Source organism: Lacinutrix sp. Bg11-31, from assembly GCF_002831665.1.
Classification (GTDB): Bacteria; Bacteroidota; Bacteroidia; order Flavobacteriales; family Flavobacteriaceae; genus Lacinutrix.
In genome coordinates this window covers 3,527,215-3,549,629 of record NZ_CP025118.1, presented here as the reverse complement: position 1 = coordinate 3,549,629, position 22,415 = coordinate 3,527,215, and the positions used below count along the sequence as shown (strand labels likewise).

The 22,415-nt window shown below is 33.1% G+C and carries 23 protein-coding genes and 1 pseudogene; 3 read left to right on the top strand and 21 right to left on the bottom strand.

Annotation, left to right across the window (positions count from 1 at the left end; all coding sequences use genetic code 11):
* The first annotated feature begins 1 nt into the window (after window position 1).
* Complete coding sequence (locus CW733_RS15865; protein WP_100998427.1) at window positions 2-1,276, top strand: phosphatidylserine decarboxylase; 1,275 nt, start codon at window positions 2-4, stop codon at window positions 1,274-1,276.
* Window positions 1,277-1,440: 164 nt separating this feature from the next.
* Here CW733_RS15865 and CW733_RS15860 read toward each other — a convergent pair whose 3' ends face one another.
* Entirely contained in the window at window positions 1,441-2,433 is a 993-nt protein-coding gene (locus tag CW733_RS15860; RefSeq protein ID WP_100994760.1) for an IS110 family transposase, read from the bottom strand.
* A 227-nt stretch (window positions 2,434-2,660) separates the two neighbouring features.
* Here CW733_RS15860 and CW733_RS15855 point away from each other — a divergent pair, with 227 nt between their 5' ends.
* Both CW733_RS15855 and CW733_RS15845 read left to right on the top strand, forming a co-directional pair.
* The gene (locus CW733_RS15855) at window positions 2,661-2,999 is read left to right on the top strand and encodes a hypothetical protein (protein WP_157811597.1); all 339 of its coding nucleotides are present in this window, start codon (window positions 2,661-2,663) and stop codon (window positions 2,997-2,999) included.
* A 166-nt stretch (window positions 3,000-3,165) separates the two neighbouring features.
* Window positions 3,166-3,552: a hypothetical protein gene (locus tag CW733_RS15845; RefSeq protein WP_100998421.1), complete on the top strand. Its 387-nt coding sequence runs from the start codon at window positions 3,166-3,168 to the stop codon at window positions 3,550-3,552.
* A 639-nt stretch (window positions 3,553-4,191) separates the two neighbouring features.
* Here CW733_RS15845 and CW733_RS15835 read toward each other — a convergent pair.
* The 20 genes and pseudogenes from CW733_RS15835 to CW733_RS15740 all read right to left on the bottom strand — a co-directional run.
* Window positions 4,192-4,423 (bottom strand): annotated as a pseudogene (locus tag CW733_RS15835) (IS110 family transposase); the annotation flags it as partial.
* Between the two features lie 226 nt (window positions 4,424-4,649).
* On the bottom strand, window positions 4,650-5,393 hold the full coding sequence (locus tag CW733_RS15830) for a head GIN domain-containing protein (protein ID WP_100998417.1): 744 nt from the start codon (window positions 5,391-5,393) through the stop codon (window positions 4,650-4,652).
* Window position 5,394: 1 nt separating this feature from the next.
* Window positions 5,395-6,489, bottom strand: a complete 1,095-nt coding sequence (locus CW733_RS15825) for an acyloxyacyl hydrolase (RefSeq protein ID WP_100998415.1) — start codon at window positions 6,487-6,489, stop codon at window positions 5,395-5,397.
* Between the two features lie 65 nt (window positions 6,490-6,554).
* On the bottom strand, window positions 6,555-7,433 hold the full coding sequence (gene cysM, locus CW733_RS15820; RefSeq protein ID WP_100998413.1) for a cysteine synthase CysM: 879 nt from the start codon (window positions 7,431-7,433) through the stop codon (window positions 6,555-6,557).
* A 3-nt stretch (window positions 7,434-7,436) separates the two neighbouring features.
* Entirely contained in the window at window positions 7,437-8,174 is a 738-nt protein-coding gene (gene epsC / locus CW733_RS15815; RefSeq protein ID WP_100998411.1) for a serine O-acetyltransferase EpsC, read from the bottom strand.
* Window positions 8,175-8,185: 11 nt separating this feature from the next.
* Complete coding sequence (locus CW733_RS15810) at window positions 8,186-8,515, bottom strand: 2Fe-2S iron-sulfur cluster-binding protein (protein WP_100998408.1); 330 nt, start codon at window positions 8,513-8,515, stop codon at window positions 8,186-8,188.
* A complete protein-coding gene (locus CW733_RS15805; RefSeq protein ID WP_100998406.1) occupies window positions 8,515-9,564 on the bottom strand; it encodes an NAD(P)/FAD-dependent oxidoreductase in 1,050 nt (349 codons plus the stop codon). Before CW733_RS15805 ends, CW733_RS15810 begins: the two co-directional genes overlap by 1 nt.
* Window position 9,565: 1 nt before the next feature.
* Window positions 9,566-10,147: a bifunctional precorrin-2 dehydrogenase/sirohydrochlorin ferrochelatase gene (locus CW733_RS15800; protein WP_100998404.1), complete on the bottom strand. Its 582-nt coding sequence runs from the start codon at window positions 10,145-10,147 to the stop codon at window positions 9,566-9,568.
* A gap of 5 nt (window positions 10,148-10,152) precedes the next feature.
* Entirely contained in the window at window positions 10,153-10,935 is a 783-nt protein-coding gene (gene cobA, locus CW733_RS15795) for a uroporphyrinogen-III C-methyltransferase (RefSeq protein ID WP_198520085.1), read from the bottom strand.
* 20 nt (window positions 10,936-10,955) lie between these two features.
* The gene (locus tag CW733_RS15790; protein ID WP_100998400.1) at window positions 10,956-13,046 is read right to left on the bottom strand and encodes a HEPN domain-containing protein; all 2,091 of its coding nucleotides are present in this window, start codon (window positions 13,044-13,046) and stop codon (window positions 10,956-10,958) included.
* 83 nt (window positions 13,047-13,129) lie between these two features.
* Window positions 13,130-14,377 (bottom strand): sulfate adenylyltransferase subunit 1, encoded by a 1,248-nt coding sequence (locus CW733_RS15785; protein ID WP_100998399.1) that lies wholly within the window; start codon window positions 14,375-14,377, stop codon window positions 13,130-13,132.
* A gap of 98 nt (window positions 14,378-14,475) precedes the next feature.
* Window positions 14,476-15,378: a sulfate adenylyltransferase subunit CysD gene (cysD, locus tag CW733_RS15780; RefSeq protein ID WP_100998899.1), complete on the bottom strand. Its 903-nt coding sequence runs from the start codon at window positions 15,376-15,378 to the stop codon at window positions 14,476-14,478.
* Between the two features lie 10 nt (window positions 15,379-15,388).
* Entirely contained in the window at window positions 15,389-16,003 is a 615-nt protein-coding gene (locus tag CW733_RS15775) for a phosphoadenosine phosphosulfate reductase family protein (protein ID WP_100998897.1), read from the bottom strand.
* Window positions 16,003-16,254, bottom strand: coding sequence for a DUF2061 domain-containing protein (locus CW733_RS15770; RefSeq protein WP_232730374.1), 252 nt, complete (start codon window positions 16,252-16,254; stop codon window positions 16,003-16,005). The genes CW733_RS15775 and CW733_RS15770 overlap by 1 nt, the downstream gene beginning before the upstream one ends.
* A 124-nt stretch (window positions 16,255-16,378) precedes the next feature.
* Window positions 16,379-16,789: an Rrf2 family transcriptional regulator gene (locus CW733_RS15765; protein WP_100998395.1), complete on the bottom strand. Its 411-nt coding sequence runs from the start codon at window positions 16,787-16,789 to the stop codon at window positions 16,379-16,381.
* A 26-nt stretch (window positions 16,790-16,815) separates the two neighbouring features.
* The gene (gene metF, locus CW733_RS15760; protein WP_100998393.1) at window positions 16,816-17,772 is read right to left on the bottom strand and encodes a methylenetetrahydrofolate reductase [NAD(P)H]; all 957 of its coding nucleotides are present in this window, start codon (window positions 17,770-17,772) and stop codon (window positions 16,816-16,818) included.
* 200 nt (window positions 17,773-17,972) lie between these two features.
* Window positions 17,973-20,645, bottom strand: coding sequence for a methionine synthase (gene metH, locus CW733_RS15755; protein WP_100998391.1), 2,673 nt, complete (start codon window positions 20,643-20,645; stop codon window positions 17,973-17,975).
* The gene (locus CW733_RS15750) at window positions 20,645-20,926 is read right to left on the bottom strand and encodes an antibiotic biosynthesis monooxygenase (protein WP_100998389.1); all 282 of its coding nucleotides are present in this window, start codon (window positions 20,924-20,926) and stop codon (window positions 20,645-20,647) included. The genes metH and CW733_RS15750 overlap by 1 nt, the downstream gene beginning before the upstream one ends.
* Window positions 20,927-20,928: 2 nt before the next feature.
* Complete coding sequence (locus tag CW733_RS15745; RefSeq protein ID WP_100998387.1) at window positions 20,929-21,921, bottom strand: homocysteine S-methyltransferase family protein; 993 nt, start codon at window positions 21,919-21,921, stop codon at window positions 20,929-20,931.
* Window positions 21,922-22,111: 190 nt separating this feature from the next.
* Complete coding sequence (locus tag CW733_RS15740; protein WP_100998385.1) at window positions 22,112-22,402, bottom strand: rhodanese-like domain-containing protein; 291 nt, start codon at window positions 22,400-22,402, stop codon at window positions 22,112-22,114.
* Between the last annotated feature and the right edge of the window lie 13 nt (window positions 22,403-22,415).

Genomic DNA, 22,415 nt, shown 5'->3' with positions numbered 1-22,415 from the left:
TATGAAAAAGTATTATTCATTAATATTATCACTTTTATTCATTACACTTTGCTCATGCAAACAAAATAACAAACATAATTATTCAAAGTACAGTTCTAAGACTATAGAATTAATTAGCATTGTAAACTCAAACCCTGAAATTAAATCGTTGCTTTTAGCCTCAATAGAACAGGCAAAAAAAATCAATCCAGATAAACAAACTAATCCTGCTCAAACATTAGAAGAGTACTATCAATTTGTCTCATGGACAGAAAATGTTATGCCTTGGCAATTCTTGGAAGTTGATTATGCAAATTCACTTTATGATAGAATCGATCAAAGTTTGTGCTACTTTTTCTTTATAAATGATCAACCTCTTGAAGCACTTGAAGAAAAAGATTATTTCAATAACTCACTTCAGTATCATGAACCATACAAGTCATGGTTAACAAGTTTCAATAAAACATATGGCGAGTTTATGGATTCGGAGTCTTCTTGGAATGCCGACTATTACCAAATTGCTCTTGCAGATGGAATTTTTGGTCTTCAAAATGATTGGTATGAAGATCCTTCCAATTGGAAAACTTTTAATCAATTCTTTGCAAGAAACCTTAAAACCCCTAAGCAAAGACCTATAGTTGAACCAGATAACAATAAGATAGTAGTATCAGCAGCAGATGCTCAACCTCAAGGAATTTGGGCTATTGATGACAATTCAATGATTGTTGAAAAAGAAGGAGTTGTTGTTAAATCTGGGACTTTATACGATGTGAAAAACCTAATCGGAAAGGAAAGTGAATATGCAAATTCATTTACTAGCGGAACATTTACGCATTCATTTTTAGATGTAGGTGATTATCATCGATATCATTTTCCGCTGAGTGGAATTGTGAAAGAAATACGAATTATTCCTGGCGAAAGTGTTTCAGGTGGTTATACCACGTGGGACCCTGAGAATAAAAGATACAAATTTGATGCATCATCAGTTGCTTGGCAAGCAATTGAGACACGCGGATGTGTGATTTTAGATACTGAAGAATTTGGTTTAGTTGCACTTCTACCAATAGGAATGTGGCCAGTATCTTCCGTTAATTTCGAAGATAATTTACACGTAGGAAGTACAGTCTCTAAAGGGGATATGTTAGGTTACTTTCTATTTGGAGGTTCTGATTTTATTATGATATTCCAAGAGAAAGCACAATTTATTTTGGATGCACCAAAGAAAGAAAAAAATGACGGTTATAAACATCAGTTAACCGGAGAACGATTAGGTTCTTTAGGCAATAACAACAAATAACGAAAGCACAACAACGTGTATAATTCATTGCTAGTGCAATGATTACTTGGAAATTCCTTTGGAATTTCCTCTGGTTCGTTTTCTTTTACTAATTTAGATCTAGCCAACGCAACTAATCATACACGTATTCCAAGATCAATTCCTAATAAATATTCTATTTTTTTTTAAGCTGCATGCTGTTGTAAAACAACATAAGGTGTTCCTCTTTTCACAACAGCAAAAGCTCTTGCAATTAGTTTGTTTCTAACATTATTTATGGCTAACATTTTATCTTTTCCTTCTGCTACTTTTCGCTTATAATATTGTCTTAATTCACTATCATGTTGTATTGCAGAAACGCTTGCCATACTTAATAAGCTTTTCATTTTTCTGTCTCCTAAATAATGACATTGTTTTCGCTTATAGATACTGGTTCCAGAACGATGCTCGAATGGCGCTGTTCCACAATAACTAGAAAAAGCACGCCAACTTGCAAAGCGTGTAAAGTTTCCTGTATGGTAAATTAATTGACTAGCAACTACTAAACCTACTCCTTTTAAACTCGATAATAATTCATAATTTTTTTGCATCGATTCATCTTGAGAAATAATCTCTTTTATCCTATCCTCTACTGATTTTACTTGCTTAGATAAATAGTCTATACTGCGTTTTAAGCTTATGCAACCAGAATCTGTGGTTGGACTAGATAAAAGTATTTTCATTTCTTTTAAAGTACCTTTAAGACCTGCATTATTTCTAACTAATTGATCCCGTAAAGCTAACAGTCTTCCAAGCTCTAAATGAGACATACTTTTTACTGTACTTGGTTCCAACTCTTCTCTATAAAGCCAAGCATAACGTGCTATTAAAGCCGCATCAAGCTTGTCTGTCTTTTCTTTTACAATTCCCGATGAACGTTTTATTTTTAAAGGACTTTCTTCTACATAAACTATAGATTGACTAGCGAAATAAAGCGCTAATTTTAATGAGTAATATCCTGTATTCTCAAAACAATAAAAAACGTCAATTTCATTGGTATACTTTGAAACCCATTTTAAAAGACTTTTATAACCTACTACATCGTTAATAAACTCCTTATGTACTTCTGCTTGATAACAAAAGGCATCTATTGTTTTTTTTGAAACATCGATTCCAACGACTTCTTTGTAATTTTTCATATTTTTACAATTAGAGTGAATAAATATGTTGCGTTAACTACTTCCTTTATCGGGAGATTTTGACTCCTGGTATTCCAAATGGTTCTTGGCAACTGTATAGAAAGAGAGGACTCGTACGTGTAAGGGAACGTTATTCTAAAACACGTTATAGTTCTCCTCTTTTTCTATCTAAAGATATTTATTACAAACTAAAGAAACACGTTGGCAGTAAGCTTTCAAAAAACGACATGAATAACGGAATAATACTCATTATTGCATTTTCTTTCCCATTATTACTTCTGATAGTGTACTATTTCTGGTTATCAAAACGAAAAAAAAGACACGCGGAATCATTAAAGTCTGATTGGGTTAAATTTGAAAAAGCAATATCTCAAAAACACATTAACGGAATTATAAAATACGGAACCGAACTTATATGGAACGAAAATTTGACGGATTCCCAACTAAAAAAAATGAAGGAATCAGTTGGAGAATTAGTTATAGAACACTCTGAATTGGAAAACTTAAGAATTTTAATCTATAACAAGTTTTTACATTGGAATAGAGATTACGTCGGAACTGCATAATTTAGCGTTTAAGCCTACTGCCAACAACGTATATAAAAAATTGCTATATTTAGCTAAATCAAAAGGTCGTTGCACGTTTGCTACATCTGATTTTCCTTCGGAAAATCCTCGCATGCAAACACGCAACTTTCCATATACAAAACCGTTGTAGCACATTTGAGAAACAATGAAACCTGAATTAAAATATATAGAATTGAAAAGCGGATTTGGTGATACTGGACCAGCGTGGATTGGAATGGCGGAATTTTCAAAATCTGGCAGAACTGTTTATTTTAATGGAAAGGCTCTTAAAAACTCAAATGCACAAGGAATCGCAGGAAATTACTACGACATAGAAAGTGGAGACGAATATTGGGTTTCTGGAATAAAGAAAAACGGAACTGACCGACATTGGGCTGGAGGCGGAAAAGTAATGATTGATCGAAATGTTGTTGACCTTTATTTAAGTCTGGTTGACTTCAATATGTTGGATAAAAACCGATTTGATTTAGTGGACATTTTGCCAACTGAGAAACAAAAGTTTGCGGAATTAGAAAATCAGAAATTAAATTAAAACATTGTGTTGAAGAAAAATACTAACATCGTTTTAGGCTTAATTCAAATGGTATTGTCTGTATATTGGATATATGAAATGATATCTCTTTATTACAAATATCATTATACAGATATTCTTTTTGCTTTTATGTATCCTAATTGGGTTCTGTTTTTAAATATTTTATTAAGTATTATAAACTTATACTTTGGAGTAAAATTAATGACCGGAAAAATATCTAACAAACGAAGTTATTTGACAATGGTAATTTTAATAATCATTGGAGGATTGATAAATATTTTGAGTGTAGCATAAATAAAAACGTGCTACAACAATGTTTGTCGCATATTGAGAAATAAGTGATGAATAAAAGAAATTTAAAAATCATAAAACTTTACATAATTAGCTTATTCTGCATTGTCTTTTATTTCATATTAGAGAATTCTAAAATCATATCTGAACTCGTTCAAATATCAGAAAAAGGTCGTTATGGTGGATTCCCGACATTTTTTCTAACAGGGTTATTCAAATACGGATTATTAGTAATCGGAATAAGTATAATTATGAGTTTTCTGCTAATCAGAGAAAGAACAAAAAACGCTTGAATAAATAAAAACGTGCTACAACAAAGTACTGTGGCTAAAAACAAGTGAAATCCCATTAATTTTTCACCAAAACACTTCTATAGCTTTCATCATATATTAATCCTGATTTAGCAATAGCAAAAACTTGTTTTAATAGCTTATTACAGATTGCAATTAATGCTAATTTTTTACGCTTTCCTTTTGCAACTATTCTATTATATAATTCGCGACAAGCTTTATTATGTTTACTTGCTAAAAAAACTACACATAAATAATACTTTACGTGACCTTTTGTTTCCCATCTTACTTCGTTGCCTAACATGAGCATATAACCAGTAAAAATAAACAAAATGCTCTTCTAGAATTTAGATTTTGAGTAAGACAGTCGAGTAAGCGCGTTAAGGATGGAAATGGCATCCTTTTTTTATTTTTCTTAAAAAAAGATATAATGGACAGCCTGACGTTTTTAAGCTTTTTTAGCTTAAAAAGGGAACGCCATATTAAACTAAATACTGAACACGTAAAAGGGATTTGTTACTCGAAAATTACGCGACCATCAAACTGTTCTTGAACATCTAAAACTGGTGGTGTTGTTACAGAGATAACATCTCCTGTACTTAATAGATTAGCAGTAAGTTTAAGTTGAGGGTTAACAATAATATTATTTGTGCCACGATGGTAAACATTTACGTTATCGGCAATAAGGTTTCTGCCTTCAAAACGTCCATCTCCAGAAGCATGATTAACGCGTAAGTTAGTAGTAGTTCCAGAAACATAAGTTGTAGTTGTATTATTAATTACTACAAAAAGATTACTAGCATTTACTTCTAGATTAAAAATACCGTTGTTATAAAAATCGCCAGAATCGTCTTCGCTTAACAAATCTAAATTTGGATAATTTAAAGTACCATTACTACGTACTGTAAATTGGCTACTGTTTCTAATTTCTGTTAGATTTGGAGCACTTATATATACTTTGGTTAAACCGTAATCTCGCGTAAGATTGCAACCATTATTGTCGTTTATAAGCAATCTACCACTTTCTACTATAACCGAAATTTTATCCATTAGGTTTTCTCCTGTTTCGACTTTTACGCTTTGACTTGGTGCATCTGTAACAATTAATTCTATATTTTTAAAGACTGTGATTTTGGTAAATGGTGCTACTGTAAATGCTTTTTCAATGCTATCTCCTGCATTTTTAAAACAGTCTGGTGCATTTTTACTATCGCAACTTGCAAAAAGTAATACTATAAATATGTATGCTATTTTTTTCATTTTATAATCTTATTCCAATTCCTATTTCTACAGCTTCGGCTTTTGCTCCATGAGACTTTAAGGTTAATGCGCCATAGATTTTTTCTCCAAAATAGCGTTTTAAACCTATTCTATTATACACGCGACCTTCGAAATCAAAAGGATAATAAACATAGTAACCCAATTGCGTTATAAATGAGGTTTTATTAATAAAAAGTTCGTGACCAACAAAGACTCCAACACGTTTATAATCTTCGTCTCCACTTACATTATCTTCTGGGAAAGCTACTGCTTTGTATTGAATGTGTTTCTTTAAAAAGTTAGAAAAAAATACATCTGTTCCTACTTGTATTGCACTTTTTCGGTTTAAGCGTTTATCGGCAAAAGCAGACACCACATAAAAAGCGTATTGTCCTGTATTAATAACATCGCTTTCGTTTACTCCTGTTCTAAAAGCAAAATTATATTTTATTTTTTCTTTAAAATATTTCTCTTCTGTAGATGGAATGTACTCTGTTGATTTTTCGTTATCAAAAATATAATTGGCTCCAATATTAAAAACAATACTGTTAATAGAACTGTTTGGTGCTTTTACATTTCCGTTAGAATAATGAATTAGTGTTAATCCTGTTTGTAAGCCAAAATTCTTGAAAATGTTTTCTTTTTTATAGTTTAGCATTAAGTAAGTTGAACTTAATAAATGTGATCCAAAAGCATTGTTTCTAAAGTTTTTAACTTTATCATAAGGTGTTGTGTTATACGCTAGACCTTGCCCAATACGAAACATTACATTTCTCTTAAAGAAGTAGAAATTATAATGTGCAAAGACTCCATAGTTTTCGCTTAAATACTGATTATTAAATTTTTGATATACAAAAGATGCTCCATAATCTGGATAGTTAAATCTGCTTTCCCAAGCTTTTTTTCCAAACGTTTTTTGGTTATAACTTAATATAACTCCAGATGGATGTCCAGTAATTAAATGTGAGATATCAGTATTATGTTCAGTAATATTCCCATAGAAATAATTAGCATCTATTGTAAATGAATTTTTGTCTGCTTGAGCAGAAATACTAATAGAAAAAAATAATATATAAGCGTATAATATATACCTCATCAAGTAAATTTGTTAGATGGCAAAAGTAAACTAAATATTATTTATTGAGTGTAATTTATAATTGCTTAGTCAAATAAGGCAGAAGATAAGTAACGATCTCCTCTATCGCAGATAATAGCAACCACAACACCTGCGTCTATAGTCTCTATTAATTTTAAGGCAGTAGCTACAGAGCCTCCACTACTCATGCCTGCAAAAACACCTTCTTCTCTAGCCAAACGTTTAGTCATAGCTGTTGCCTGTTCTTGGCTTACTTCTATTACTTGATCTACTTTTGAAGGATTAAAAATACTTGGCACATAGTCCGGCGACCATTTTCTAATACCAGGAATTCTTGATCCATCCATTGGTTGTGCACCAATAATTTGAATGTTTTTATTTTGTTCTTTTAAAAAAGTAGCCGTTCCCATTATGGTTCCTGTTGTGCCCATTGCTGAAACAAAATGAGTGACTTCACCATTTGTATCTCTCCAAATTTCTGGACCTGTAGTTTTATAATGTGCTCTCCAGTTATCGTCGTTCTCAAACTGATTTAATAAAAGGTATCCTTTTTCGTCTCTCATTTTAAAAGCGATATCTCTGGAACCTTCAATACCTCTTTCTGCACTTGTTAATATTACTTCTGCTCCGTAAGCACGCATTGTTTTTACGCGTTCTACTGTAGAATTTTCTGGCATAACTAGAGAGATGTTTATACCAAATAAACTTGCGACGTAAGCTAAAGCAATTCCTGTATTACCACTTGTGGCTTCAACTAAGTGACCTCCTTTTTCTATGTCACCTCGTTTTACAGCTTCGGCAATCATATTATAAGCTGGTCTATCTTTTACACTTCCACCAGGGTTATTGCCTTCTAATTTTAGATAAAGTTTTACGTTTGGTTTTGAAACTAAATTTGAAGCTTCTACTAAAGGCGTATTTCCTATTTGCTTTAAAATACTCATACTTTATCTATTTGTTATTTTTATATCAGACTTGTAAGTTACAATTGAGTTTTCGGGAATGGATTTTGTAATCCAAACGTTTGCGCCAATAATACTATTTTCGCCAATTTCTACAGTTCCTCCTAAAACAGTAGCATTCGCATAAATGGTTACATGATCTTTAATTGTAGGATGTCTTTTTGTATTTGCTAATGCTTTTTCTACTGTAATACCTCCTAAAGTTACGCCTTGATAAATAACAACATGATTATGTATTACAGCGGTTTCTCCAATAACAACTCCTGTGGCATGATCTATAAAAAAAGAATGTCCAATGGTTGCTCCAGGATGAATATCTGTACCTGTTACTCCATGTGCATATTCTGAAATCATTCTAGGTAAAACAGGAATATCTAGTTGCCATAAAATATGACTTATGCGATACATAGCAATAGCATAAAAACCAGGATATGCTAAATACACTTCTCTAACACTTTTAGCAGCTGGATCGTTATTATATGCTGCTTCCGCATCTAATTGTAACTTTGGTTTTAATGCTTTAATTCCGACAACAAATTGTTCCCATTTTGTATTACAAATACCACAATCTAAAGCTTTAGATACATAAAAAAAGGACTCCTTAATATTTTTAAGGAGCACTTCTTGTTTCTCTGAAGATTCTAATGCGCAATAGAATAATTCTTTTGCGAGTTCTTCAACTTTTTCTTTAAACCTAAATGGTATTTGCAATGTCTCTTGCATCTTATAATTATTTAAACTTCTGGAGCTAATTTTATTTCTAAATTATGTAAAGCATCTGTAATAGGAATTTGACAGCTTAATCTGCTGTTATCTTTCACATTAAAAGCTTCAGATAACATAGCATCTTCTTCATCTTCCATTGCATTAATTTCGTTATCCGAATTAACATAACATTGGCACGAAGCACACATTGCCATACCGCCACAAATACCAATGGTCCCTTCTGGAGTTAACTCGTAAGAACGAATAACTTCCATAACATTCATTGCCATATCTGTAGGTGCTAAAACACTATGTTTTATACCTTCGCAATCTATAATGTGTAAAGTAACATCTTCCATTATACTATAGCCTTTACAACTGCTTTTGGTGACTCTTTTCTTGTACCATCAAACCCATCTATACCACTTACTGTTGTGTATTTTAAAACAAATTTCTTGCCTGGATTTAATATTTTATATGCAGATTGACACATTAATGTTGCTTCATGAAATCCACAAAGAATTAATTTTAGTTTCCCTTCATATGTATTAACATCACCAATAGCAAAGATACCATCTATATTAGTTTGGTAATCTACGGTATTCACTTTTATTGCATTTTTTTCGATCTCTAATCCCCAATCTCCTATTGGACCTAGTTTTGGCGATAATCCAAATAATGGAATAAAATAATCTGCTTCTAATTGTATTACTTCATCTCCTTTAGATAATGTAACACCTTCGATATGGTTTCCGCCTTTTAAACCTATTACCTCTGCAGGTGTAATTAAGTTTATTTTATTTAAAAGCTTTAATTCTTGTACTTTCTCTACGGAATCTAAAGCGCCTCTAAATTCATTTCTTCGATGTACTAAAGTAACTTCTGAAGCGACATCTGCAAGAAATATAGACCAGTCTAAAGCAGAATCTCCACCTCCAGCAATCACTACTTTTTTATCTCTATAAACTTCTGGATCTTTAATAAAGTAATTAACACCTATATCTTCGTACTTTTCAATATCTTCTAACTTAGGTTTTCTAGGTTCAAAACTACCTAAACCTCCAGCAATTGCAACAATTGGAGCATGGTGTTTTGTACCTTTATTAGTGGTTACAATAAAACTACTATCGTCTTGTTTTTCTATAGTTTCGGCACGTTCTCCTAATGTAAATCCTGGCTGAAACTGCTTACCTTGCTCTAATAGGTTACCAGTTAAATCTCCAGCTAATATTTCAGGAAATCCAGGAATATCGTAAATAGGCTTTTTTGGATATAACTCAGAACATTGACCACCAGGTTGTGGTAATGCATCAATTAAATGGCACTTTAATTTTAGCAATCCTGCTTCAAACACAGTAAATAAACCTGTTGGTCCTGCTCCTATTATTAATATATCTGTTTTAATCATACTATTTTATTTTTTCTACTAAGCCTTTAGTAAATTCATTTAATGTTTCAACTTTTTGTTCAAAATCTCCTTTTATAGTTTTTCTATAAACATTAAGATTCTTTACCAAATCGTCTATATTTTCTGGTATTACGTCTTCAAAAAACTGACGTAAACGTTTTGCTGTAGTTGGTGATTTTCCATTTGTAGAAATAGCTACCTTTACATTGCCTTTAGTTACAATACCTCCCATATAAAAATCGCAATATGGTGGATTATCGGCAACATTTACCAATTTGCTTTGTGCTCTACAATCGTTATAAACTTGCACATTTACTTCTGGAATATCTGTGGTTGCAACAACCATATGTTTTCCTTCAAGATAACTGTCCTTATAAGTATCCTTAATTCTTGTTACGCATCCTGTATTTGCCATAGCAATAGTTGCCTCTCTAAACATTGGAGAAACCATGGTTACATGTGCATCAGGACTCGATTTTAATAAAAATGTTAGTTTTTCTTCGGCTACATTACCTCCACCTACAATAAGTACTTGCAGGTTTTTCATCTTTAAAAAAATGGGATATAAATTATTCCTTTCCATAAGTTTTAAGCTGAAACTGGTTGCGAAAATTGAGGCGCTAAATTAGATTTCTCGTACATTGACGTTAAATCTACACGCTGATTGACTACTTCTCCAATAATGATAATTGCTGGAGTAGATAATTGTTTTTCTTCTACAATAGCTTCAATAGAACTAATAGTACCAATACCAAATTTCTCGTTTTCTCGTGTACCATTTTGAATTACTGCAACTGCTGTATTTTGTTTTCCTTCCGAAGAAAAAATCTTTACAATTTCTTCCAGTTTTCCCATGCCCATTAAAACAACAACCGTAGCTGTAGATTTTGCTGCTAATGCAATATCACTAGAAATTTCATGCGATTTCGTTGCGCCTGTTATTACCCAAAAACTTTCGGCTGCATTACGCTTTGTTAAAGGAATACCTTGATAAGCTGGCACTGCTGCAGACGATGAAATACCTGGAACTACCGCAACTTCGATAGCATATTCCTTAGCATACTCCAACTCTTCTGCGCCACGACCAAAAATAAATGGATCTCCACCTTTTAATCTAACAACATGACCACATCGTAAAGCACGCTCAATAATTAACTGGTTTATTTGACTTTGCTGATAAGCATAACAACCTTTACGTTTACCAACAAAAATAAGCTCTGCTGTTTTAGAAGCGTAGCTTAGTAAAGCGTCGTTTACTAACGCATCATACAAAATAACATCGGCAGATTGTATTGCTTTTATAGCCTTTAATGTAATTAAATCTGGATCTCCTGGTCCTGCGCCAACTACTGTTAATTTTGGATTTATCATACGTGCATTATTTAATATTATTAATCGGTAACTACTGCTTTTTCTCTAAAACCTCTTACTTTTTCTAGAAACTGTTCTGCATTTTCAATGTAACGAGATGCAAATTCTTCAGTTGGAGGAAATACTTTTATTTGGTACACTAAGTCTGAAAACGAAACGCCTAAGTCTATTTTTTTAGTGTCGATAAACAACTCATCAAATTGACTAATAATACCTGCTTGTGTGTTTGCTTTTATGTCTTCGGAAATTAATATCGCTTTCGCGGAATTAACCATCGATCGATACGCCTCGTAGATTGCACCAGAATATACTTTGTTGCCAAAAGATTCTTTTGCTTCTTCAATTTTCTCATCACTTTCAAGAAAAAGCGTTGCAATTAAATCGATAACAACACCTGCACATTCTCCAACACCAATGGCTTTAACATAGGCTTCTTCTGTTCCCCAATCAATAAAATCTTCTTGCGTTAGGTTATCGACATTAGATAAATCTGTTAGTAGGCTGTAAAAGTATTTCTCACCTTTTTCTTTATAGTATTCTGAAAACACTAAATCACCTCCATTTGCCTCGTAGTCATTAAGAATACGACGTAATGCTTCTGGGCCTCTTCTACTTGGTACTTTTACAACTTTATCTGCAAAATAAGCTTTACCGTTTCCTAAATTACCACCTCCTAAGAGTACTTGTAACGCAGGTGCAACCAATTTATCTTTTGTACGAATAGACATACCTTGAAAACCAATATTTGCCATATTGTGTTGCCCGCAAGCATTCATACAACCACTAATTTTAATTACTAAATCTTCGTTAGATAAATACTGTGGGTATTCTGCTTTTATAACACGTTCCAATTCTTCGGCAATTCCTGTACTACTTGCAATACCTAAATTACAAGTATCTGTTCCTGGACATGCTGTAATATCTACTGCTTTATTATAACCTGCTTCTGCAAAGCCTAATTTTTCTAATTCTGTATAGAAAAAAGCTAACAAATCTTCTTTTACAAATGGTATTAAAATGTTTTGTCTTAGAGACAAACGGATTTCTCCTGCTGCATATTTCTCTACCAAATCTGCTAACAAACGTGCTTTATCCGTATAGAAATCTCCAAGCAATACTTTTATTCCAATAGCGAAATAACCGTCTTGTTTTTGTGGAATAACATTAGTTGTTTTCCATAAATTAAAAGCAACTTCGTCTTTTATTTCAACCTTTGGAGATTCTGTAGAAACTGGTGTTGAAGCCGTATAATTTTCTTCATCTATAGTAACTGTTTTAAATTCGATTGCGTTTTGCTCTTCTTCAACTAATGCCTTAAAAGCTTCTAAACCAATATCTTTTAATAAAAATTTTAATCTCGCTTTAGCACGACTTTTACGTTCGCCATAACGATCGAAAACTCTTAAAACACCTTCCATTAAAGGAATAATTTTATCTGAAGCTAAAAACGAATAAAATTCATCTGCATGCCTTGGTTGCGAACCTAATCCACCTCCAAGCATAATTTTAAAACCTTTTACACCATTTTCAATTTTAGCTATAAAACCTAAATCGTGCATGTATGATAAACCTGTATCTTCATCTGTTCCAGAAAAAGACACTTTAAACTTTCTACCCATTTCTTGACAAATTGGGTTACGTAAAAAGAATTTAAAAACAGCATCTGCGTATGGAGAGACATCAAAAGGTTCGTTAACATCTATTCCTGCCGTTTCACTTGCTGTTACGTTTCTTACTGCATTTCCACAGGCTTCTCTAATAGTAACATCATCGCGCTCTAACTCTGCCCATAATTCTGGTGTGCGGTTTAAATCGACATAATGAATTTGAATATCTTGACGTGTAGTAATGTGTAATCTGCTTCTTGAGTATTCGTCTGAAACCTCAGCAATACGACGCAGTTGATTACCCAATACTTTACCATAAGGTAATTTTATACGAATCATTTGTACGCCTTCTTGACGCTGACCGTAAACACCTCGTGCTAAACGTAAGCTTCTAAACTTTTCTTCGTCTATTTTTCCGTTGTTAAAAAGCGCAATCTTATTTGCTAATTCTACAATATCCTTTTCTACTATAGGGTTTTCTATTTCTGTTCTAAAGCTCTGCATTACTTATTATATAATTCCTATAGATTTAATAGGATAAATTAAAATACTTTTCTCAAATTGATAAATGATTGGTTTGCTAATACTTACTGGATAAAGCCTGCGCCTACTGTATTATTAGATTTTGAATCTATTATTATAAACGATCCATTAGTTCTATGTGCTTTAAAAGCATCGTAAAAAATAGGCTTGTTTAATTTAAAAGAGACTGTTGCAATATCGTTTATTGCTAAAGTTTCTACAGTATCGTCCACACCTGAATAATCAGGATTAATTTTATGGTGAATACGCTCTACTTTAGCCATAACTTTATTAACGCCATGTTGTACAACATATTTATTACCTGCTTTTAGGTTTTGAGAATCCATCCAAGAAATTGTAGCTGTAAACTGCTTGTCCATTGTTGGCAAATCGTTTGCTCTAACAATCATGTCTCCACGGCTTATGTTTACATCATCTTCTAAAGTGATTAATACTGACGAACGACGAGAAGCTGTTTGTACTTTTTTATCATAAAAATGAATCTCTTTTATTTTAGACTTTGTTTGCGAAGGCAAAATTACAACATCGTCTCCAACACTTAATTCACCGCCATAAACTTTACCTGCGTAACCTCTAAAATCGTGAAACTCGTCTGTTTTTGGACGAATAACATATTGCACTGGAAACCTTGGTGTTCCTGCATTAAAGATATCTTGGTTATCGAGACCTTCTAAATTTTCTAATAATGTTTCACCATTATACCATGGTGTTTTTTCAGATTTATTAACAACATTATCTCCTTTTAAAGCACTTACTGGGATAAATGTTATTTTCTGATCTTGGTAATCTCGCTTACTCATTAAAGCTTCAAAATCGGCTTTAATTTCGTTATATCTTTCTTCAGAAAAATCAACCAAATCCATCTTATTAATTGCAACAATTACTGTTTTAATACGCAGTAAATTATTGATAAAAAAGTGACGATTAGTTTGCTCTATCACACCTTTTCTCGCATCGATTAATACAATTGCTACTTGAGATGTTGATGCTCCAGTAACCATGTTTCGAGTATATTCTACATGCCCAGGAGTATCTGCAATAATGTAACTTTTATTTGCTGTAGAAAAGTAAATATGTGCTACATCTATTGTAATTCCTTGCTCACGTTCTGCAACTAAGCCATCTGTTGCTAAAGAAAAATCAAGATAATCGTAACCTAATTGCTTACTCTTGTTTTCTATGGCTTCTAATTTATCTGATGTTAATGACTTTGTATCGTAAAGTAATCTTCCAATTAAAGTACTCTTTCCGTCATCTACACTTCCTGCTGTTGCTATTTTTAAAACTTCCATTTTTATCTTAACCTTCCTAAAAGAAAGGAGTTCCTTTTTTAATTCTTAATTTAAAATTGCTTCATTACATTTCCGTCTACGCGGAAATAAAAAACGGATTAAAAATATCCTTGCTGCTTACGTTTCTCCATTGCTGCTTCCGAGCGTTTATCGTCAATTCTAGCGCCTCTTTCTGATATTGAAGAGTCTCTAATTTCTTGAACAACACTAACAATATCTGAAGCTTCAGATAATACTGCTGCTGTACAACTCATGTCTCCAACGGTTCTAAAACGTACAATTCTTTCTACAACTTCTTCCTCTTCATCTCTATAAACAACGGCATCGTCTGCAGACCAAATTAAACCATCTCTTAAAAAAGTAGCTCTTGTGTGTGCAAAATAAATAGATGGAATCTCTATTTCTTCTTTTTGAATAAAAGACCAAACGTCTAATTCTGTCCAGTTAGAAATTGGAAACACACGTACATTTTGTCCTAATTCTATATTACCATTTAACATATCGAATAATTCTGGTCGTTGGTTTCTTTCGTCCCATTGTCCGAAATCATCTCTTACAGAAAAGATACGTTCTTTAGCTCTTGCTTTTTCTTCGTCACGTCTTGCGCCACCAATACATGCATCGAATTTAAACTCCTCGATAGCATCTAAAAGCGTTGTAGTTTGTAGTTGATTTCTACTCGCATATCTTCCAGATTCTTCTTTAACCTTACCATCGTCTATAGAATCTTGAACGTTTCTAACAATAAGTTCTAAACCTAACTCTTTTACTAAACGGTCTCTAAATTCTATGGTTTCAGGAAAATTATGACCTGTATCGATATGCATTAATGGAAACGGAATCTTAGCAGGATAGAATGCTTTTTGTGCCAAGCGCACTAAAGTAATGGAGTCTTTTCCGCCCGAAAACAAAAGCACTGGCTTTTCGAATTGAGCAGCGACTTCTCGCATTATATATATGGCTTCGTTTTCTAACGGATTTATGTTTGATGTATCTTTCATTTCTATCTTTTTAAGCATGTAATCCACACTCTCTATTTTCTAATTGTTTAGTTGGATCGAAGTACTTAAGCTCATTAGGCAAGTTGTTTTCTACTAAAAAAGCGTCTAGTTCTTCGTCTGTCCAATTATAAAACGGACTCACTTTTATTACGCCATTTTTACCTTGAGACACTATACTTATACTGTCTCTAAAAGCTGTCTGACCTTTACGTAAATTAGTAAACCAAACGTCTGGCTTATGCTCTGTCATGGCGCGTTTAAAAGGTTCCAATTTTACTTGTTCTGTAAATTCGGCATGTTTTGGATCTTCAATACTTGGTATACCTAAAACCACATCGCGATGCGCTGTTGTTTGTTTTGGCACATATAATTTTACATTAAGATCTAATGCTTTTATTACCTCATCTGCATGCTTATATGTGTTTGGCGTATTATAACCTGTATCGCACCAAATAACTTTTAAGTCCTTTTTAACAGCACTTGTTATTTTTAAAATTGCAGCTTCGTATGGTCTAAAATTAGTAGTTACCACAGGAGATTTAGCGATACTAATAGCCCATTCCACAACTTCTTGAGGTGTTTTATCTTCTAATTCTTTGTTTATTTTATCTAAATCTAAGCTCATTATTTTCCCCATTTAATTTTTTCCCAAGCACGTTCATGAAAGAAGTATAATACCATTTTTGATACCAACTCTATTCCTCCTATTGAAAAAGCCAAAGCCATTGTTCCTGTTATTATGTAAGATATTGCAACAGTTGTTATTGTACCTACCGCTCTCCAGCTAATCGTTTTTACTAAACTTCTTTTAATATTCTCTGAGGGTGCTTGCTCTTCTGTTTCTATGCTTACCTCCGAATGTATTACATTTCCCATATTCATTTTATTATTAAAAACAACTACCCTATAGATTTAGTAGAGTAAAGTGCAAACTTATATTATTATTGAATAAAAATCAAGAATAATATTATAAAAATGAGTGGTTATTTTTGCGAATATGCTAATTACACAAATCGAAAAGCGTAGTATTTCTAAAAATCTCTAAAGTACTATCACGTACTTCTAGCATAATTTTATTTACAGCACATGTGTTTTCATCTGGGCAGTCATCACACTTTTCGTAAAAGTTCAAACTTACGCAAGGCACCATCGCTATTGGACCTTCTAGTACTCTCATAACAGTTGTCATAGGAATATCTTTAGGATCTTTAAGTAAATAATAACCTCCACCTTTTCCCTTTTTAGAACCTAAAATTCCAGTCTTTTTTAATGAAAGCAAAATGGATTCTAAAAATTTTTGAGATATATTTTCAGCTAAAGATATTGTACCAATTTGCACAGGACTACGTTCTTCCTGTTTTGCCAAATGCACTAATGCCTTAATTCCGTATTTTGTTTTTTTAGATAACACGAAACAAATGTAATTCTTTTTTATTATTAAAAAACAGCTTGAGCTATAGCTTTTATATTATCGCTTTTTCCCATAGAATAATAATGCAAAAATGGAATTCCTGCTTTCTCTAATTCTTTAGATTGTTGCACACACCACTCGATACCAACTTGGCGAACTTGCTTATTATCTTTACATTTTATAACCTCCTTAATTAACGCTTCAGGCAAATCTACATTAAAACGATGCGGAATTATATTAAGTTGTTTTCTAGTCGATATTGGTTTTAAACCTGGAATTATTGGCACTGTAATTCCTTCTTTTCGGCATTTATCTACAAACTGAAAATACTTATTATTATCAAAAAACATTTGCGTTACAATATACTCTGCGCCATTATTAATTTTCTTTTTTAGAAAATGAATATCGCTTTCAAGACTTGGCGCTTCCATATGTTTTTCGGGATAAGCACCAACACCAATGCAAAAATTAGTTGCCGAACAGTTTTGCAGCTCGTCATCTAAATACACCGCATTATTAAGTTCCGAAATTTGAGACACCAATTCACTCGCATAATGATGCCCTTCTTTTTCTGGTGTAAAATAAGTTTCAGTTTTTACAGCATCTCCTCTTAAAGCCACAACATTATCGATATCCAAAAAATCTAAATCGATTAAAAAATTTTCGGTATTCTCCTTACTAAAACCACCGCACAAAATATGAGGTATAGCATCTACATTATATTTATTTTGAAGCGCAGCACAAATACCAACAGTACCTGGACGTTTTTTAACTACTTGCTTTTTCAATAATCCGTCGCCTAAATCTTTGTAAACATATTCCTCTCGATGATAAGTTACATCTATAAAAGGCGGTTTAAATTCCATTAACGGATCTATATTATCGAAAATCGACTGTATGTTTTGTCCTTTTAAAGGCGGTAAAATTTCAAAAGAAAACTGTGTATTTCCGTTTGCCTTTTTTATGTGATCTGTTACTTTCATAATACGTTCTGCAAAAGCAGATATCTCATTAAATTATTATTTATTTCTATTTTGGCGTTACCTAAAGGTCGGGCTTTCAGCAGTCGCTCTCTGCGAGGAGCTTCAACAAATGCTTTAATCCCTAACGCACTAATCAGCCATTTTTCAGCTTTATAAAACGGAAGTACTCACCTAAAGAGATTCTTGTCTTCGCTAGGAATTTAATCTGTTAAATTAGGATGCAACCATTTTCTTGCTTTCTCTAATGTGATGCTTTTTCTTAGTGCAAAATCTTTAACCTGATCGTCTGTAATCTTACCTAAACCAAAATATTTTGCTTCTTCATTTGCAAAATAATATCCAGAAACCGCAGCTCCAGGCCACATGGCTAAACTTTCGGTAAGTGTTACACCTATTTGTTCTTCAACTTTTAATAAGTCCCAAATGGTTTCTTTTTCTAAATGGTCTGGACATGCTGGATATCCAGGTGCTGGACGAATACCTTTATAACTTTCTTTAATTAAATCTTCGTTTGTTAAGTCTTCATTTGCGCCATAAGCCCAATGTTTTATTCTTATTTGTTTGTGTAAATATTCGGCTAAGCCTTCAGCAAATCTATCAGCAATAGCTTGTACCATAATGGCACTATAATCGTCTTCTTTGTCTTTATATTTTTTTGCCAACTCATCTGCACCAAAAATAGCAGTACAAAAAGCACCCATATAATCGGTTATTCCAGTTTCTTTAGGCGCAATAAAATCTGACAATGCAAAACTTGGTTTTCCTGCTCGCTTTTTTAATTGCTGACGTAACGTTCTAAACACAGCAATTTCTTCTCCTTTTTTCTGAATAGAGATATCATCGTCGTTTATAGTATTCGCTTCAAACAAACCAAAAATGGCTTTCGGTTTTAGTAATTGCTTGTTTATAATTTCTTTTAAAATAATCTGCGCATCTTCAAATAAAATAGAGGCTTGTTCACCAACTACTTCATCGGTTAAAATATTTGGATATTTACCATGTAAATCCCAGCTTCTAAAAAACGGACTCCAATCTATAAATGGTAAAATTTCTTTTAAACTAACCTGTGTTAAGGTTTGCACACCTAATTCTTTGGGTTTTATAATATTGCTAGTTTCCCAGTCAATTTTAAACTTCTCTTCCCTTGCTTTTTGAATACTGATGTATGACTTCTCTTTACCTCGTTTTAAAAACTTGGTTCTAAATTCGTCATAATCTTTCTTAAGTTTAGCAACGTACAGATTACTAGTTTTCGGATTTAATAAATCACTAACCACAGTTACTGCTCTGGAGGCGTCATTAACGTGTACAACTGCATTTTTATATTGTGTATCAATCTTTACAGCAGTATGTGCTTTAGACGTTGTTGCACCACCAATTAATAACGGAACAACAAAATTTTGACGTTCCATTTCTTTAGCCAAATACACCATTTCGTCTAAGGATGGCGTTATTAAACCGCTTAATCCAATAACATCTACATTTTCTTCTATAGCAGCTGCTATAATTTTCTCTGGAGATACCATGACGCCTAGGTCCACAATCTCATAATTATTACAACCCAAAACAACACTCACAATATTTTTACCAATATCGTGCACATCTCCTTTTACAGTTGCCATTAAAACTTTACCTAAAGCTTTTTGTTTTTCGCCTTTTTCGGCTTCAATAAATGGATTTAGATAGGATACTGCTTTTTTCATGACACGAGCAGATTTTACCACTTGTGGCAAGAACATTTTTCCTGCTCCAAATAAATCTCCAACCACGTTCATACCAGCCATTAAGTTACCTTCAATAACTTCAATAGGTTTATCGGCTTGTTGTCTCGCTATTTCTACATCTTCAATAATAAAAGCATCAATACCTTTAACCAATGCATGCGTAATTCTATCTTGTAAAGGATTTTCTCTCCAAGATAAATCGGCTGCTTTCTCTTTTTTAGATCCTTTAACTGAATCTGCAAAATCAAGTAAACGTTCCGTAGCATCTTCACGTCTATCTAAAATAACATCTTCTACACGCTCTAATAAATCTTTTGGAATGTCATCGTAAATCTCTAACAAGGCTGGATTTACAATTCCCATGTTCATACCTGCTTGAATAGCATAGTATAAAAATACAGAGTGCATAGCTTCTCGCACACCATCATTTCCTCTAAAAGAAAAAGAGACATTACTTACACCACCACTAACACTTGCATTGGTTAAGTTTTGTCTTACCCAACGTGTTGCTTCGATAAAATCGATTGCATTTCTGCGGTGCTCATCCATTCCCGTTGCTACAGGAAATATATTTAGATCGAAAATAATGTCTTCCGATGGAAAACCCACTTTATTTACTAACACATCGTAAGACCGTTGTGCTATTTCTATTCTTCTGTCGTAATTATCTGCCTGCCCAACTTCATCAAAAGCCATGACAATAACAGCTGCGCCATAACGCTTAATTTGTTTGGCTTCCCAAATAAATTTTTCTTCACCTTCTTTTAACGAAATCGAATTAACAACACATTTACCTTGCACCACTTGTAATCCAGCCTCAATGATTTCCCATTTAGAACTGTCTATCATAATTGGCACACGACAAATATCTGGCTCAGCAGCAATTAAATTTAAAAAACGAACCATGGATTTTACACCATCAATTAAACCATCGTCCATATTAATGTCGATAATTTGCGCACCTCCATCAACCTGATGTCTTGCAACATCTAAAGCCTCGTCAAATTCTTCGTTTTTAATTAAACGTAAAAACTTACGAGAACCTGCTACATTTGTACGCTCTCCTACATTTATAAAATTGCTGTTTTCGTTTAAAACCAAAGGTTCTAAACCAGACAATTTCATATATTTCGTTTGTTTAACTTTCATTATTTATAATGTTCTACTGTTGGAAAAGGCTCATAAAAGTGATGTAATAATGTTTTCCATTGTTTATATTCTTCCGACTGCCTAAATCCGATTTCATGATCTTCAATTGTTTTCCAGTTCACTAATAATATGTACTTATCGTCTTCTTCAACACACTTTTTTAATTGATGCGAGATATAACCTTTCATTGAAGAAATAATATCTTGAGCAACCTCAAATGTTTGTTCAAACTCTTGAGATAATCCTTCTTTAATATTTAAAATAGCGACTTCTAAAATCATGATTAAGAATGTTGTCTTGGTTTATATTTTTCAGCTATAGCTGCAATCACTATAATGTGATCAGGACTTGTACCACAACAACCTCCAATAATATTTATTAAATCCTTTTTTAAATATTCTTCTATTTGTTCTCCCATTTCTTCGGGAGTCTCATCATACTCACCAAAAGCATTTGGTAATCCTGCATTTGGATGTGCAGAAATAGCAAAATCGGTTTTACTAGCAATCGCTTCTAGATGCGGTTGTAATAAATTAGCGCCTAAAGCACAATTAAAACCAACAGATAACAATGGAATATGTGATACCGAAATTAAAAAAGCCTCAGCTGTTTGTCCTGATAACGTACGCCCTGAAGCATCTGTAATCGTACCACTTAACATAATAGGAATATCAATACTCCTTTCATCTTTAACCTCTTCGATGGCAAATAAAGCCGCTTTAGCATTTAAGGTATCGAAAACGGTTTCTACTAAAAGTAAATCTGCACCACCATCTATTAACGCTTCTACTTGTTGTTTATAAGCAACACGTAAATCGTTAAAAGTAACCGCTCTATAACCAGGGTCGTTTACATCTGGAGACATGCTAGCCGTACGATTAGTAGGTCCAATTGAACCTGCCACAAAGCGTGGTTTATGCGGTTCTTTTGCAGTAAACTCATCGGCCACTTCTTTAGCTATTTTAGCCGATTGGTAATTTAGCTCGTACACCAAATCTTCCATTTGGTAATCTGCCATAGCAATAGTGGTCCCCGAAAATGTATTGGTTTCTATAATATCTGCACCAGCTTCAAAATATTTACCATGAATGGTTTTTATAGCTTCTGGCTGCGTGATAGATAACAAATCGTTATTTCCTTGTAATGGCGATGCATAATCTTTAAAACGTTCGCCTCTAAAATCCTCTTCAGAAAATTTATAAGCTTGCAACATGGTACCCATAGCACCATCTAATACTAAAATTCGTTTTTGTAATTCTTCTTTAATATTTGCCATCCTTAATACTATATTTCAACTACACCTAAGAAAACCTTAAGTGTTATTATTTGTTCTCGATACTATTTTATTCCTTCGTCATAAAATCACTCGAAATGACGTTAATTACTTACTCTTGTCTTTTACTTCAATTTTATAATGGATTCCTGCCTGCACAGGAATGACAAATCGATGTAAACCTTTTATTATTTTAGAGATAAGACTCTACACTCTCCCAAGGTCCTCCGTTAATAACATCAATACCGTTTGCTTCTAAAATTTCTTTTGCTCTTTCGCTTCTAGCACCACTTCTACAACATGTTATTATTGGTTTTTCAAGTGCTTTTAATTGGTCTATTTCATATTCCAACTCATCTAAAACAATATGTAGTGAATTCTCTACATGACCTTCATTATACTCGCCTTCTGTTCTTACATCTAATATTACAGCACCTTTATCTAGATACTCTTGAATGTTTTTAAATTCTGAATTATTACTCATAATCTGTGTTTTA